Origin of the sequence: Pseudoalteromonas sp. P1-7a, from assembly GCF_001401855.1 — a bacterium.
GTDB lineage: Bacteria > Pseudomonadota > Gammaproteobacteria > Enterobacterales > Alteromonadaceae > Pseudoalteromonas.
In genome coordinates this window covers 66039-80550 of the sequence record NZ_LKDU01000011.1, presented here as the reverse complement: position 1 = coordinate 80550, position 14512 = coordinate 66039, and the positions used below count along the sequence as shown (strand labels likewise).

The 14512-nt window shown below is 40.9% G+C and carries 12 protein-coding genes; 10 read left to right on the top strand and 2 right to left on the bottom strand.

All coding sequences use genetic code 11. The features are described from left to right. Nucleotides 1-39 precede the first annotated feature (39 nt). The 4 genes from phoU (at nucleotide 40) to AN389_RS09235 (ending at nucleotide 3881) form a co-directional block, all read left to right on the top strand. Nucleotides 40-741 carry a phosphate signaling complex protein PhoU gene (gene phoU / locus AN389_RS09250; RefSeq protein WP_055014697.1) on the top strand — a complete coding sequence of 234 codons (702 nt, stop codon included), beginning with the start codon at nucleotides 40-42 and terminating at the stop codon, nucleotides 739-741. 150 nt (nucleotides 742-891) lie between these two features. Further along, nucleotides 892-1569 carry a TIGR00153 family protein gene (locus AN389_RS09245; protein WP_004587620.1) on the top strand — a complete coding sequence of 226 codons (678 nt, stop codon included), beginning with the start codon at nucleotides 892-894 and terminating at the stop codon, nucleotides 1567-1569. 40 nt (nucleotides 1570-1609) lie between these two features. After that, nucleotides 1610-2878 carry an inorganic phosphate transporter gene (locus AN389_RS09240; RefSeq protein WP_055014698.1) on the top strand — a complete coding sequence of 423 codons (1269 nt, stop codon included), beginning with the start codon at nucleotides 1610-1612 and terminating at the stop codon, nucleotides 2876-2878. 82 nt (nucleotides 2879-2960) lie between these two features. After that, nucleotides 2961-3881: a hydrogen peroxide-inducible genes activator gene (locus tag AN389_RS09235; RefSeq protein ID WP_055014699.1), complete on the top strand. Its 921-nt coding sequence runs from the start codon at nucleotides 2961-2963 to the stop codon at nucleotides 3879-3881. A gap of 44 nt (nucleotides 3882-3925) precedes the next feature. Here the strand turns inward: AN389_RS09235 and AN389_RS09230 are convergent, their stop codons facing one another. Continuing rightward, nucleotides 3926-4138 carry a hypothetical protein gene (locus AN389_RS09230; protein WP_024031438.1) on the bottom strand — a complete coding sequence of 71 codons (213 nt, stop codon included), beginning with the start codon at nucleotides 4136-4138 and terminating at the stop codon, nucleotides 3926-3928. A gap of 187 nt (nucleotides 4139-4325) precedes the next feature. Next, nucleotides 4326-6857 (bottom strand): EAL domain-containing protein, encoded by a 2532-nt coding sequence (locus AN389_RS09225; protein WP_055014700.1) that lies wholly within the window; start codon nucleotides 6855-6857, stop codon nucleotides 4326-4328. A 201-nt stretch (nucleotides 6858-7058) separates the two neighbouring features. On the opposite strand from AN389_RS09225, the gene queA reads away from it, so the two are divergent. The 6 genes from queA (at nucleotide 7059) to AN389_RS09195 (ending at nucleotide 14510) form a co-directional block, all read left to right on the top strand. Further along, entirely contained in the window at nucleotides 7059-8090 is a 1032-nt protein-coding gene (gene queA / locus AN389_RS09220) for a tRNA preQ1(34) S-adenosylmethionine ribosyltransferase-isomerase QueA (protein WP_055014701.1), read from the top strand. 175 nt (nucleotides 8091-8265) lie between these two features. Beyond that, a complete protein-coding gene (tgt, locus tag AN389_RS09215) occupies nucleotides 8266-9390 on the top strand; it encodes a tRNA guanosine(34) transglycosylase Tgt (RefSeq protein ID WP_055014702.1) in 1125 nt (374 codons plus the stop codon). A gap of 25 nt (nucleotides 9391-9415) precedes the next feature. Next, nucleotides 9416-9751, top strand: a complete 336-nt coding sequence (yajC, locus tag AN389_RS09210) for a preprotein translocase subunit YajC (protein ID WP_055014703.1) — start codon at nucleotides 9416-9418, stop codon at nucleotides 9749-9751. Between the two features lie 19 nt (nucleotides 9752-9770). Further along, entirely contained in the window at nucleotides 9771-11630 is a 1860-nt protein-coding gene (gene secD / locus AN389_RS09205) for a protein translocase subunit SecD (RefSeq protein WP_055014759.1), read from the top strand. Between the two features lie 9 nt (nucleotides 11631-11639). Next, nucleotides 11640-12587: a protein translocase subunit SecF gene (gene secF, locus AN389_RS09200; RefSeq protein WP_055014704.1), complete on the top strand. Its 948-nt coding sequence runs from the start codon at nucleotides 11640-11642 to the stop codon at nucleotides 12585-12587. Nucleotides 12588-12725: 138 nt separating this feature from the next. Further along, nucleotides 12726-14510 (top strand): bifunctional diguanylate cyclase/phosphodiesterase, encoded by a 1785-nt coding sequence (locus AN389_RS09195; protein WP_055014705.1) that lies wholly within the window; start codon nucleotides 12726-12728, stop codon nucleotides 14508-14510. The last annotated feature ends 2 nt before the right edge of the window (nucleotides 14511-14512 follow it).

Below are 14512 nucleotides of genomic sequence, written 5' to 3'. Positions count from 1 at the left end.
TTGCTTGGTTATTGTGAACGAATTTAAGAGAAGGTAATTATGGAACATAATATAAACAAACATATATCTGGTCGCTTTAATCAAGAACTAGAAAATGTTCGTAACCATGTACTAAACATGGGTGGCTTAGTTGAGCAACAGCTAAGCAGTGCACTTGACGCAGTAAGCCGTAACGATGCTGAACTAGCACAAAAAGTTCGCCAAAACGATTACAAAGTGAATGCAATGGAAGTAAGCATCGACGATGAGTGTACACGCATTATTGCGCGTCGCCAGCCCGCAGCAAGCGATTTACGCTTGGTTGTTGCTATTGCTAAAACGATTGCTGATTTAGAGCGTATTGGCGATGAAGCTGAGCGTATTGCTAAAGTAGCTTTGGACTCATTTACTAAAGATCAGCAAGATTTATTAGTGAATATTGAAAATATGGGACGCCAAGTATTAAAAATGCTACATGATGTACTTGATGCATTTGCGCGTATGGATGTACAACGCGCCTTTGAAGTACATAAAGAAGATTCAAAAGTTGACCGTGAATATGAAGCAATTACGCGCCAAATTATGACTTATATGATGGAAGATCCACGCTCAATCCCAAAAATTATGGATTTAGTATGGTCTGTACGTTCATTAGAGCGTATTGGGGACCGTTGCCAAAATATTGCGGAATACATTATATATTTTGTTAACGGAAAAGATATTCGTCATACATCTCAAGAGGATATAGAAAAATCGTTGTAATATTTTTTCTATCATTCTTTTTTATTAAAGCGGCTTAATGCCGCTTCATGCATTGTTAGCTGCGGTGAAATAATAAAAAGCGTTCACAATCGCGGCTAATACTGTAAAATTCATGCTGCAAAGCATATCAATTTGATTAAAGGGTCAGTTATGCCTACAAACGCGTTTTTAGGGGTATTTGCAAAATCTCCTATCAAACCAATGGAAGAACACATCAAGAAAGTTCATCAAGCAAGCAAAGCTTTGATACCTTTCTTTAATCACGTATTTAAAGAAGAATGGCAGCAAGCAGAAGAGCTTCGTTTAACTATTCGTAATTTAGAGCGTGAAGCTGATGATATGAAAAGAGATATACGCTTACAATTACCGCGTGGTTTATTTATGCCGGTAGAGCGTACAGATCTGCTCGAACTCGTAACTCAACAAGATAAAATAGCAAATAAAGCAAAAGATATTGCAGGGCGCGTAATTGGTCGTGAAATGACTATTCCTAGCGCTATGCAGGCAGACTTTTTAGCTTATCTAACACGTTGTGTTGATGCGACTAAACAAGCATCAAAAGCAATTAATGAGTTAGAAGAGTTATTAGAAACGGGTTTTAAAGGTCGCGAGGTTACCTTAGTTGAAAAAATGCTCGTAGAATTGGATGCCATAGAACAAGACACGGATGAAATGCAAATTAAAGTACGCCGCCAACTGCGTGATGTAGAAAGCGAGCTAAACCCAATTGATGTTATGTTTTTATACAAAATAATTGAATGGGTTGGCGAGCTTGCAGATATTGCAGAGCGCGTAGGATCACGTCTTGAGCTGATGTTAGCTCGTTAATTTATACAAATCAGTTCAAACGAAAGATTAAGGTTACACAATGGATATCATTGCATCTTACGGCACGGTATTAGTTTTAATTGCCGCAGCAGTCGGCTTTTTTATGGCTTATGGTATTGGCGCGAACGACGTCGCTAATGCGATGGGTACTTCGGTAGGTTCTAAAGCGTTAACAATAAAACAAGCAATTATTATTGCGATGGTTTTTGAATTTGCTGGTGCTTATTTAGCGGGGGGTGAGGTTACATCAACAATTCGTAAAGGTATTATTGATGCAGCTCCTTTTGCAGCGCTGCCTGATTTAATGGTTTTAGGTATGATCTCTGCGCTTTTTGCAGCGGGTACTTGGCTATTAATCGCCTCATTTTTAGGTTGGCCTGTTTCAACTACTCACTCAATTATTGGTGCAATCATAGGTTTTGCATTAGTTGCAGTGGGTACAGAGGCTATTCAGTGGAATAAAGTTGGAGGTATTGTAGGTAGTTGGATTATAACACCGGCAATTTCAGGCTTTATTGCTTACTTAATATTTATGAGTGCGCAAAAGCTAATTTTTGATACCGATGCACCGCTTAAAAACGCGAAGCGCTTTGTACCTCTGTACATGGGTTTAGCGGGTTTTATTATGGCGCTAGTAACAATTAAGAAAGGCTTAAAGCATATAGGTATTAATCTAGGTGCTACAGAGGGCTACTTAATTGCTATCGCGATTGCTGTGATTGTAGCTATTATTGGTAAAATTGCGATTTCACGTTTAAATATCGACCCTAAAGCTGATAAACAAATGCAATTTAATAACGTAGAAAAAGTATTTGCGGTATTAATGGTATTAACAGCGTGTTGTATGGCGTTTGCGCATGGCTCAAACGACGTAGCGAATGCAATTGGCCCACTAGCTGCGGTTGTGAACATTGTTGAAAGCAACGGTGAAATCGCTAAAAAAGCGGCTATCGCATGGTGGATTTTACCACTCGGTGGTTTTGGTATTGTTGCGGGTCTTGCTATTTTAGGTAAAAAAGTAATTAAAACAATAGGTGAAGGTATTACACATTTAACGCCTAGCCGTGGCTTTGCTGCAGAACTTGCGGCTGCATCAACCGTTGTTATTGCATCAGGTACTGGTATGCCAATCTCTACTACACAAACCTTAGTTGGTGCGGTATTAGGTGTAGGTATGGCACGCGGTATTGCTGCTCTTAACATGGGTGTTATCAGAAACATTGTAGTTTCTTGGGTAATTACATTGCCAGTTGGCGCTGCCCTTGCTATTGTTATTTTCTACGTACTAAGAACCGCGTTTGGGGTTTAACAAAAAAGTACTCAAAGACTTTTAGCTTGAAAAGATCTCAACGCCTTTGGTGTTGGGGTCTTTTTATTTGTGGAAAGAAAAAATGACCAACCTACCAAGTATTAAACAGCTGCAGTATTTATTAGCTGTACATCAGCACCAGCATTTTGGCCGTGCAGCAAGTGCGTGCTTTATTGGGCAATCTACTTTAAGCAGTGCAATTCAAAACCTTGAAGAAACACTCGGTTGTCAGCTAATAGAGCGAGAGAATCGTAGCCTCATGTTTACCAGTATTGGTGAAGAAGTTGTTGAACGCTCTCGTAAAATTATCAACGATACAATTAGTTTAAAAGAGTTAACGAAAAGCTTTCTAACGCCACTCAGTGGCAAGTTAGTGGTAGGGGTTATACCTACTATTGCAAGCTTCATAGCAGCGCCTTTGTATCATTTTTGTAAGCAAACCTTTTGTGATTTAGAACTGGTACTTGTTGAAGATACCAGCGATAAGTTATTAGATAAGCTTGAACACGGCCATATTGATTTAGCGTTGTTAGCTCTGCCTTATCAAACAGAGAAGTTTCATACCCAAGTATTGGCTAAAGATCACTTTAGTTTAGTGCACCACAAAGATTACAGCCCAGCTAAAGGCGTTGAAGACTTTAATTTACTACCTGAGGCGAGTGTATTTTTATTAGAGCGAGAGCACTGTATGACAGGGCATGCCTTGAGTGCGTGTCACTTAAATCGTTCAAGCTGTATTAATCCGTTTGAAGCTGCAAGTCTACATACTTTACTCAGTATGGTAGAGCATCAGCTAGGGGTTACATTTTTACCGCAAATGGCGATTAATGCGGGCATTCTTAAAGATAAAAATATGATAGCAACTCCCTCGCAAGGTGATGCTTACCGAGATATAGGCATATTGTGGCGAAAAACCACGGGAAGAATTCGCGACTTTAAATTATTCAGCCAGCAGTTGGAAGTGTTTTTAGCTCGCCAATGCAGCCTGGACTTTGAGGGTTAATCCTAATTACTTTCAAGAGTAAATTAAAGCAAAAAAACAGCAGCCTATAACGGCTGCTGTTTGCTATGTGTTTGGCTTTCAAAGGGTTCTAGCTCGGGTAGAAAAAGTAAATAAATCCACACAACTACATTAAAATACGGGAGTAGGCCTAAAGTAGCAAATACGCCTACTGGGTAGCCCTTTAGCTGCGCGTATCGATAGCACTGATACGCAATTACACAATGTATTACGAGAAGTAAAATAATCAACTGCGCCATACCTTCCTCCTTAAACCTGACAAGCTTTAACCTCTATGTAATTGCTAGCCATGTATGTTTATAGGTAATGTCATGTTTTTATTGTTAAATCATCAAAACAACAAGACATTTACTAAGTGGTACGTAAAGTATAGGCAATAAGTGCAATAATGATAGTAATAAAATGCTTAAAACTGTTTAAAAATGTTTAGCTGACGCTAGGCTGTTGTTGGGTAAAAGGTTTCTTCTGGTAAATAATTTTAAGCGTCGATTGTACTTTTTCTACAGGGACGGGTCGGGCAATAAAATAGCCTTGTCCGTAGTCAACACCAATCTTTTTTAGGGCAAAAAATATCTCTTCGCTCTCTACGTATTCAGCTACTGAGCGCTTATCAAGAGAGCGGCTTATATCGTTAATAGCCTTAACGAGTGCTAAGTCGATTGGGTCGTTAATCATGTCACGCACAAACGAGCCGTCTATTTTAACATGCTGTGCAGGTAACTGTTTTAAATAGTTAAATGTGCTAAAGCCTGTACCAAAGTCATCAATAGAAAAATGACAGCCTAAACTGTTTAGCTTTTCTATCATTTTACGGGTAGCTTTTAAGTTGTTGACTGAGGCCGACTCGGTAATTTCAAAAATAATACGCGAAGGCGGTACGTGGTATTTTTCTAGGCTCGATTCTATATGTGGCAATAAGCGTTCATCTAAAAACGATTGAGCAGAAAGGTTAATAGCCACTTGATTTAAATCTGGGTGTTCAGCAACGCTCGCAATAGCATTACGAATAACACATTGGTCCATCAAAAAAGTATCGTTAAGTAGCTCAAGGGAGGGAATAAATTGATTAGGAAAAATAAGCTTATCGTCTATTTTAAGACGTAGCAACGCTTCAAAATAAGCCACTTTATTGGCCTTAAAGTCCCATATCGGCTGATAGTGTAGTTCCACGTTGTCCTGTTGAAGCGCCTGTCGGATCTCATGCCCCCACTCAAGTCCTGTTTGCAGAGTGTTATTCTGCGCATCTTCTTTTGAGTAGCAATGCACTAGGTTACGGCCTAAACTTTTAGCAATATATAGGGCAATGTCGGCTTGCTTAAGGCATTCACTCGGATCACAATTTTGAGCCGTTATTTGCGTTAAGCCAATAGAGCAACTAATTGAGTAAACTTGGTCTTCTGATTTAAACTCGTGTTGTTCAATCGCGCTACAAATACTCTCTGCAATTAGGTGAGCATCTAGCAACTGGGTATTTTTTAAAATAACTGCAAATTCGTCACCGCCTATTCTACAAACTAAATGTTTAGCGCTAATGTTCGCTTCAAATAATTGGGCAACATCTTTTAGTACTATATCGCCTTGTTGATGGCCTTTACTATCGTTAATTATTTTAAAATGATCTAAATCGATATAAATAAGTGCGTGCTCTACACCACCATAGGTATGCTTGGTTTGGCATATTTTATTAAGTTGTTGATCAAAATAATAACGATTATGTAAGCCTGTGAGCGTATCATGCAGTGCTAAGTGGCGCAGTTTTAACTCGGCTTGTTTTCGCTCATGTATGTTGTCGATTGTGGCAGTAATAGTGGCATTATTACTGCTGTTTTTTATTAGCTGTAACCGGCATTCAACCCAAATCTGATTGCCATTTTTATGATTAAGTTGAATTTCAACTTGCTGCTGTTGTGTGCCGCCATTAAGAATATCGTTAATGGTCGTATTTAGTTTTACTTGGCATTCATCTGAGCAATAGTCGATTAAAGACTTTTGCAAAGACGATTTAACCCCAAAGCCACTTAGTGTTTCCCAAGCGGGGTTTATAAAGCGAATTTTACCTCGTTGGTCGAGCTCTAATACCACCGTGTTTAAATGCAGTAAAATACGTTGGTGCGCCGAAAACAGCTCCTTGTAGCGAACTTCGCTAATACTTAGCTGCTCAACCTTTTGTGCAAACTCAGCATAACTCACCATAAAGTCTTCACGACGCGCAGCATGGTCACACACCTTATTTAAAAACGACGGGTCGTACGGCGCTCTTATAAAGTCAGTCACACCTGACAACAGTAATTGCTCTGCATAGTCTGCATCGTTATTGTCAATAATAGTGACAATGGCTTGTTTAGGGTTATGTTGTAGTATTTCTTCGACTAAAAGACTTGAAGTATCAGCGCGCGACGCGGTTGCATCAAGCAATACAATAGCAAATTGTTGTTGGTTGTAAGCATTTAAAGCACTTTGGCTTGATGTAACATGGGTAATAGCAAAATTGAGCTTAAGTTGCTGCGCTATTTCATCGGCTTTTTGCGCTATTGGTTCTAGTAAGAGTAAATTAAGACGGCTACTTTTTTCTAAATGTGTAGATAATACATTTGCCAACACCTGCGGCAACATGTCTTGGTGCTCAAAGGGCAGTACAGCGTCTATGCCGTAACTCCGTGCGGTGGTTTCTGCTATACGCTCACAGTAGATTGGCGGAATAAGTAAAATAGGGGTATTTTTAGGTGTTTTAAGTAAGCCTGAGCGGATCATGCGAGAAAAGCGCCAGCCATCTATTTTCCCTACGCTTAAACCAGTGATAATCATGTTTACGGGCTGTTTTTTTAATAGGGTGAGCGCATCTTGGCTATCTGCGGCTTCTATGAATTCAAATACGTTTAAGTATTCTAAAGTGGCGCGTATAGTTCGGCGTTCTTCGCTACTTGCGTTTAGAATGAGCAACTTCAGCTTATCTGCCACTTTTTTATAACCCCAAAACTAAACCATTATTATCAAAGGCAGTAAGAATAATGATATTTACTAATAAGAACAAGATTATTTAAAGTAGTTACTCAAATGTATCTAAAATAGGGTGAATCCTCTCAACTGTTGTAGATATCTTGAGCTTAGCCCAGGATAGATATACACTTGGCGCGATTTTATTGATGTGGAATACCGACTATGCGCGTGGCTGACTTTAGCTTTGACTTACCTGATGAATTAATTGCTCGTTTTCCTAAACAAGACAGAACCAGCAGCCGTTTACTAACCCTAGATGGCTCAACTGGCAACGTTGAACACAAAGTGTTTAGCGACCTACTTGATTTAGTTAACGAAGGTGACTTATTAGTATTTAATAATACCCGCGTTATTCCTGCCCGTATGTTTGGTCAAAAAGCCTCTGGCGGAAAAGTTGAAGTGCTTGTAGAGCGTGTAGTTGATGAACACCGCGTACTTGCCCATGTAAGAGCTAGTAAGTCGTTAAAGCCGGGTAACGAAGTTATTTTAGAAGGCAAAGCAAAAGCGACCATGATTGCGCGTCACGATACGTTATTTGAGCTTGAATTCGATCGTAGTCAAAATGTACTCGATATTCTAAACGATATTGGTCACATGCCTTTACCTCCTTATATTGACCGCCCTGACACCGAGGCTGACCGCGAGCGTTATCAAACCGTTTATGGTGAAAAACCTGGAGCCGTAGCAGCGCCTACGGCAGGGCTGCATTTTGACGATAAGTTAATGGCGGCACTAAAACAAAAAGGCGTAAACATGGCGTTTGTTACGCTACATGTAGGCGCGGGTACGTTTCAGCCGGTGCGTGTAGAAAGTGTAGATGAGCATGTAATGCACTCAGAATACATTGAGGTGCCTGACAGCGTGGTACAGGCTGTTGCACAAACTAAGGCAAATGGCGGGCGTGTAATTGCAGTAGGAACAACTTCAGTGCGTTCGCTAGAGTCGGCAGCAAAAATACACGGCGGTAAATTAGATAGCTATTTTGGCGACACCGATATTTTTATTTTTCCGGGTTATCAGTTTAATGTAGTTGATGCCATGGTGACTAATTTTCACTTGCCTGAATCAACCCTAATTATGCTAGTAAGTGCCTTTAGCGGCCAAGATAACATTATGGGTGCGTACAACACCGCTATTGAACAAAAGTATCGCTTTTTTAGCTATGGTGATGCGATGTTTTTAACGCGTAAATAAACACCTTTATAATCGGTACACTTACTAAAAACCCAGCGCACACGCTGGGTTTTTATTTGCCTGTGCTAATACGTAGTGAATTTAGCGCAGCTAATAGTAATAGCGGGGCAAAAAGGGTAGAATCGAGCGGTTAAATTATAGCTTGTTGGACTGTTTTTCCGACATTGAGGATGATATGAAATTTGAATTAGACCGCACCGACGGAAAAGCGCGCCGCGGCCGCTTGATTTTTGACCGTGGTGTAATAGAAACGCCTGCATTTATGCCAGTAGGTACTTACGGTACTGTTAAGGGCATGACCCCAGATGAAGTTAAAGCCACAGGGGCACAAATTTGTTTGGGTAACACCTTTCATTTAATGTTACGCCCAGGTACTGAAATCATTAAGCAACACGGTGATTTACACGACTTTATGAATTGGGACTTTCCAATTTTAACTGACTCGGGTGGTTTCCAAGTATTTAGCCTTGGCGCTATGCGTAAAATTACCGAAGAAGGCGTGTTGTTCCAATCGCCGGTAAATGGTGACCAAATTATGATGTCGCCTGAAAAATCAATGGAAGTACAGCGTGATTTAGGCTCAGACATCGTGATGATTTTTGACGAATGTACGCCATACCCAGCCACTGAAAAAGAAGCTAAAGAGTCTATGGAGCTATCGCTTCGTTGGGCTAAGCGCTCTAAAGAAGGCCACGGCGACAACCCATCAGCTTTATTTGGTATTATTCAAGGTGGTATGTACCCTGAGTTACGTGCACAATCACAAAAAGGCCTAGAAGAAATTGGCTTTGATGGTTACGCATTAGGTGGCCTATCAGTGGGTGAGCCTAAAAACGAAATGATGAATATTCTTGATCATTGTGCGTACAAAATGCCAGAGGATAAACCACGCTACTTAATGGGTGTAGGTAAACCTGAGGATTTAGTTGAGTCTGTACGCCGTGGTATTGATATGTTTGACTGTGTAATGCCTACGCGTAATGCACGTAATGGTCATTTATTTATTACTACAGGCACAATTAAAATTCGTAACGCAGTGCATAAAACAGACACTGGTCCGCTTGATCCTGAGTGTGATTGCCATACTTGTAAAAATTACTCGCGTGCTTATTTACATCACCTTGATAAATGTAACGAAATTTTAGGCGCACGACTAAACACAATCCATAACTTACGATACTATCAGCGTGTTATGGAAGGCCTACGCAATGCTATTAGTGAAGGTAAACTAGAAGAATTTGTTAGTGATTTTTATGCTCGCCGTGGCCAAGAAGTGCCAGAGCTTGCAGATATAAATTAAAATTTAAAAATATAGAGGAAGTATTATGAGTTTATTTATTTCAAACGCACACGCCGCTGCTGGTCAACCTGCTGCAGGTGGTGGTTGGGAAATGCTAATTATGTTAGCTATTTTCGGTTTGGTTTTTTACTTTTTAATTTACCGCCCACAAGCTAAGCGCGTTAAAGAACATAAAAGCTTAATGAGTGCGATGGCTAAAGGTGATGAAGTACTTACCCAAGGCGGTTTAGTTGGCAAAATCGTAAAAATTGCTGAAGATAAAGATTTCATCGTGATTTCTTTAAATGAGCAAGCTGAAGTTACAGTACAAAAATCGGCAGTATCTGCTGTATTGCCTAAAGGCACAATGAAGTCACTATAAAAATAAAAAGGACATGCCTGTGTTAAACAAGTTTCCAATTTGGAAGTATTTACTTGTTTTAGCTGTGGTAGCCATTGGCCTTTTATATGCTTCTCCAAACTTGTATGGCCGCGATCCGGCTATACAAGTTTCGGGGGCAAAAGGTGCAGATGTCGATCTCAGTGTAGTAGACAAAGTAAACGCAACCCTCAAACAACATAATGTAACAGCTAAGTCTACCGTGCTTGAAGGCGGCCAAGTATTAGTGCGTTTTAAAAATGTTGAAGAACAGCTAAAAGCGCAAGACTTACTGCGTAATTCTCTTAGCGACGATTATATTTCTGCTATTAATATGGCACCCGCTCAACCAGCATGGTTAAAATCATTGGGTGGTAACCCGATGAAGCTAGGTCTTGATTTAAGTGGTGGTGTTCACTTCACCATGGAAATCGACATGGCAACCGCGGTAGATAATCAGCTAGAGCAAATGGAACAAGATTTTCGTAGCGACCTACGCGAAGAAAAACTTCGTTACCGTAGTGTTCGCCGTGTAGCAGGGTCTGAGCGTATGCGTGTAGAAATGCGTACCGAAGAAGATAAAGAGGCGGCTGAACGCTTCTTAGCATCGCGCTACCCACTAAACGTATACATTGATGATAGCAGTAACGATCGCGCATTTTTTGCCACTATGAGTGAGCAAAAGCTTAAAGAAATACGTGACTACGCTATTAAGCAAAACGAAACCATTATTCGTAATCGTATTAACCAAATTGGTGTTGCAGAGCCTAACGTACAGCGCCAAGGTGCTGAGCGTATTATTGTGCAACTACCAGGTGTACAAGATACAGCACGCGCTAAAGAAATTTTAGGTGCAACGGCCACGCTTGAATTTCGTGAAGTAGACGAAAATGCTGACCCAAGTGCGGCTGCTCAAGGGCGTATTCCCGCAGGCACAGAAATGATCATGAGTCGCGATGGTTACCCTGTGGTACTTAAAAAGCGTGTCATTCTTGAAGGGAGCCATATCACAGGTGCGCAATCAGGCAACGATGAATACCAGCGCCCACAAGTGAGCATTACCTTAGATAGCAAAGGCGGGGCAAAAATGAATGCCTTTACCAAACGCGCTATTGGTAAGCGCATGGCCACGGTATTTATAGAGTACAAGCCATCGGGCAAAAAAGACGCTGACGGTAAAGCACTTCCACCTATTAAGGTAGAAGAGGTTATTAACGTTGCGACTATTCAAGCTCGTCTTGACCGCTCATTCCGTATTACAGGTATTGATAACCCAGCCGAAGCTCACAACTTAAGCTTGCTATTACGCGCCGGAGCACTAGTTGCGCCAATTCAAATTGTTGAAGAGCGCACAGTAGGCCCAAGCCTAGGCCAAGAAAACATAGAAGCGGGTATGACAGCTGTAGCTCTTGGTTTTGCGTTTGTGCTTGCCTTTATGCTTATTTACTACAAAGGGTTTGGTTTAGTTGCCAACATAGCACTTGCCGCTAACTTAGTACTTATTGTAGGTGTAATGTCGTTAATTCCAGGTGCTACATTAACGCTGCCAGGTATTGCCGGTATTGTATTAACCGTAGGTATGGCAGTAGATGCTAACGTACTTATTTTTGAGCGTATTCGTGAAGAGCTGGCCGATGGTCGTAGCCCGCAACAAGCCGTTCATTTTGGTTACGATAGCGCCTTTAGTACTATATTTGATGCCAATATCACCACACTAATTGCGGCCATTATATTATTTGCAGTGGGCACCGGCCCAATTGCAGGTTTTGCCGTAACGCTGGCAATTGGTATTTTAACTTCAATGTTTACAGCCATAGTTGGTACCCGTGCGGTAATTAACTTATTTATTGGTGGTAAGCGCATTGATAAACTTTCAATTTAAGGAGCGGACATGCAAATTTTAAGTTTGGGTGGTAAAACCCTACGTTTCATGTCACTTCGTAAAGTGGCAATGGGTTTTTCTACGCTATTAATTTTAGCGTCGTTTGCCTCAATTTTTATCAAAGGTTTAAACTTTGGTTTAGATTTTACTGGCGGTACTGCTGTAGAGGTTGGTTTTTCGCAACCTGCAGATTTGAAAAAAGTACGCTCAGTATTAGCTGAAAACGGTTTTGCCGATGCCTCAGTGCAGCTGTTTGGTTCTAGCCAAGATATTTTGGTGCGTTTAGCGCCGCGCGGCAGTGAAGTAAAAGCCGAAGTTATTGGTAATCAAGTGATTACTGCCTTAAAGCAAGCTGATGAAAGCGTAGTAATGCGCCGTATTGAGTTTGTAGGTCCAAGCGTAGGGGAAGACTTAAAAGAGCAGGGTGGCCTTGCCATGTTAACTGCGCTTATTTGTATTTTGATTTACGTGGCATTTCGCTTTGAGTGGCGTTTTGCTGTGGGCGCAGTGGGGGCATTACTACACGATGTAATTATTACTGTTGGCTTGTTTTCTGTATTAGGGTTAGAGTTTGACTTAACTATTTTAGCGGCCATATTGGCGGTAATTGGTTACTCACTTAACGATACTATTGTGGTATCTGACCGTATTCGTGAAAACTTCCGTAAAGTACGCATCGACGACACGATTGAAATTATCGACATGTCGTTAACGCAAACACTTAATCGTACACTTGTAACGTCAATCACCACCATTTTGGTATTGATTGCGCTATTTGTGTGGGGCGGACAAACCATTCACGGTTTTGCTACTGCCTTGTTATTTGGTGTGTTTATTGGTACTTATTCTTCAGTTTACGTTGCAAGCTCGGTAGCGATTACCATGGGCGTAAGTAAAGAAGATTTAATACCCGAAGTGGTAGAAAAAGAAGGCGCCGACCTAGACGCATTGCCGTAATAGAGTCAACGCTTAAAAAAAACCGCTCAATTGAGCGGTTTTTTATTGCGTGGTACTTAATACACATGCAATAAAATTGTCATACAGGCTTGCTACTTTAATGCCCCAATTAAACAACAATCAGGTTTTGCAGTGGCAATGCAGCGCAAAGTACTAGACTATATTTTAATTAATGGTGAAATAACCACGTTATTTCAGCCTATTTTTGATATAGCTAATCAAGCAATTATAGGTTACGAAGCGCTAAGCCGTGGGCCCAAAAACAGCCCTTTAGAAATGCCTAACCGATTATTTTCAGCAGCCAGCGAGCACGCTTTAATTTCAGAACTTGAGCTATTGTGTCGCTCAAAAGCAATTGAAAATTTTGTAAAGCTTAACTTAAGCGGTAAGTTATTTTTAAATGTAAGTCCTAAAACGTTGCTCGACCCTTGCCACCCAAAGGGTGAAACTCTTCACTTAACAGAGCAATTTGGCTTAGCAGCAAACCGCGTAGTAATTGAGGTAACAGAGCAAGAAAAGGTCGACGATGGCTTTTTATTATTAAAAACAATTGCACATTACCGGGAGCTGGGTTTTACCATTGCCATTGATGACTTAGGTGCTGGTTACTCGGGGTTAAAGCAATGGTCTGAACTCTGCCCCGACTTTGTAAAAATAGATCGTTACTTTATTGATCATTGTGATGAAAGCGAAGTTAAAAAAGAATTTTTGAAATCGATTACGGTACTAGCAAAAGCAACAAACACCGCGGTCATAGCCGAAGGCATAGAAAGAGTGGAAGAGCTTGCCTATGTTAAAAGCTTAGGAATAGCAAATGTACAAGGGTTTTTACTGGAAAAACCAAACACAACCCCCAGCCTTGATTACAGCTCAGCGCAATTACACTCATTAAACTTTAAGCAGTCAAATAATACATTTGATCAATCAATGGCGATTGGTTGGCTTGCTATTACACAAGAAGCAATAGGCAGCGAAACCCGTTGCAAAGATGCCCATACGCTATTTGAAAAAGACAAGTCTGTGATGAGCCTAGCGGTGTTAAATAAAACTGGCCAGCCTGTTGGATTACTCCATAAAGATCAGCTTACAGAAGTGTTTGCCGCGCCTTATGGCCATGCTCTTTACGACAAGTGCCCCGTCACCGATTTTATGGATAAACAGCCTTTAGTGGTGGATGAAAATCAGCTTCTCGACGCTGTGAGCCAGCAAATTACAGAGCAAGACTTTGATATTCGTCGCCACATTGTGATCACGCGTGATAGACGTTACCTTGGGCTTGCCCCCTTACGTGATATTTTAAAACACATAACAGAAGAAAAAATTCGTCATGCCCAGCATGCTAATCCGTTAACCATGCTCCCTGGAAATGTGGCGATTAATGAGGCAATAGAGCAACGGCTACGCTCTCAAAGTGCGTTTTCGCTGGCTTATATAGATCTTAATCATTTTAAGCAATTTAATGATTTATACGGCTATGCCAGTGGAGATAGTGTGATCAAGTTATTGGCAGATGTAATTGTGCAAGCCTGCGAAAACAGTGCTAACTTTGTAGGACATATAGGTGGTGATGACTTTATGGTGGTGTTTGCTCAATCAGATGCTGTGCATATTTGTAATACCGTAATTGAGCAATTTGAACTGCAATCACGCACTTTTTTTACGCCTGAGCACATTAAGAGCAAAGGTTACTGGGCTACAAATCGTGAGGGAGAAAAGCAATTTGTACCTTTACTAACGTTATCAATTGGCCTTGTGGAGCCCGACTTACAGGAATGTAAAAACAGCCATCAAGTTGCAGCGTTGGCAACAGATGCTAAAAAAGAGGCTAAGCGGTATCGCCATAGTTATTTGTTTATATGCAAGCGCAGAAAACCTGCGCCAGCCCTAGTGCGCCTAGCACCAGAAAATAAACAGGTAGTATAAAA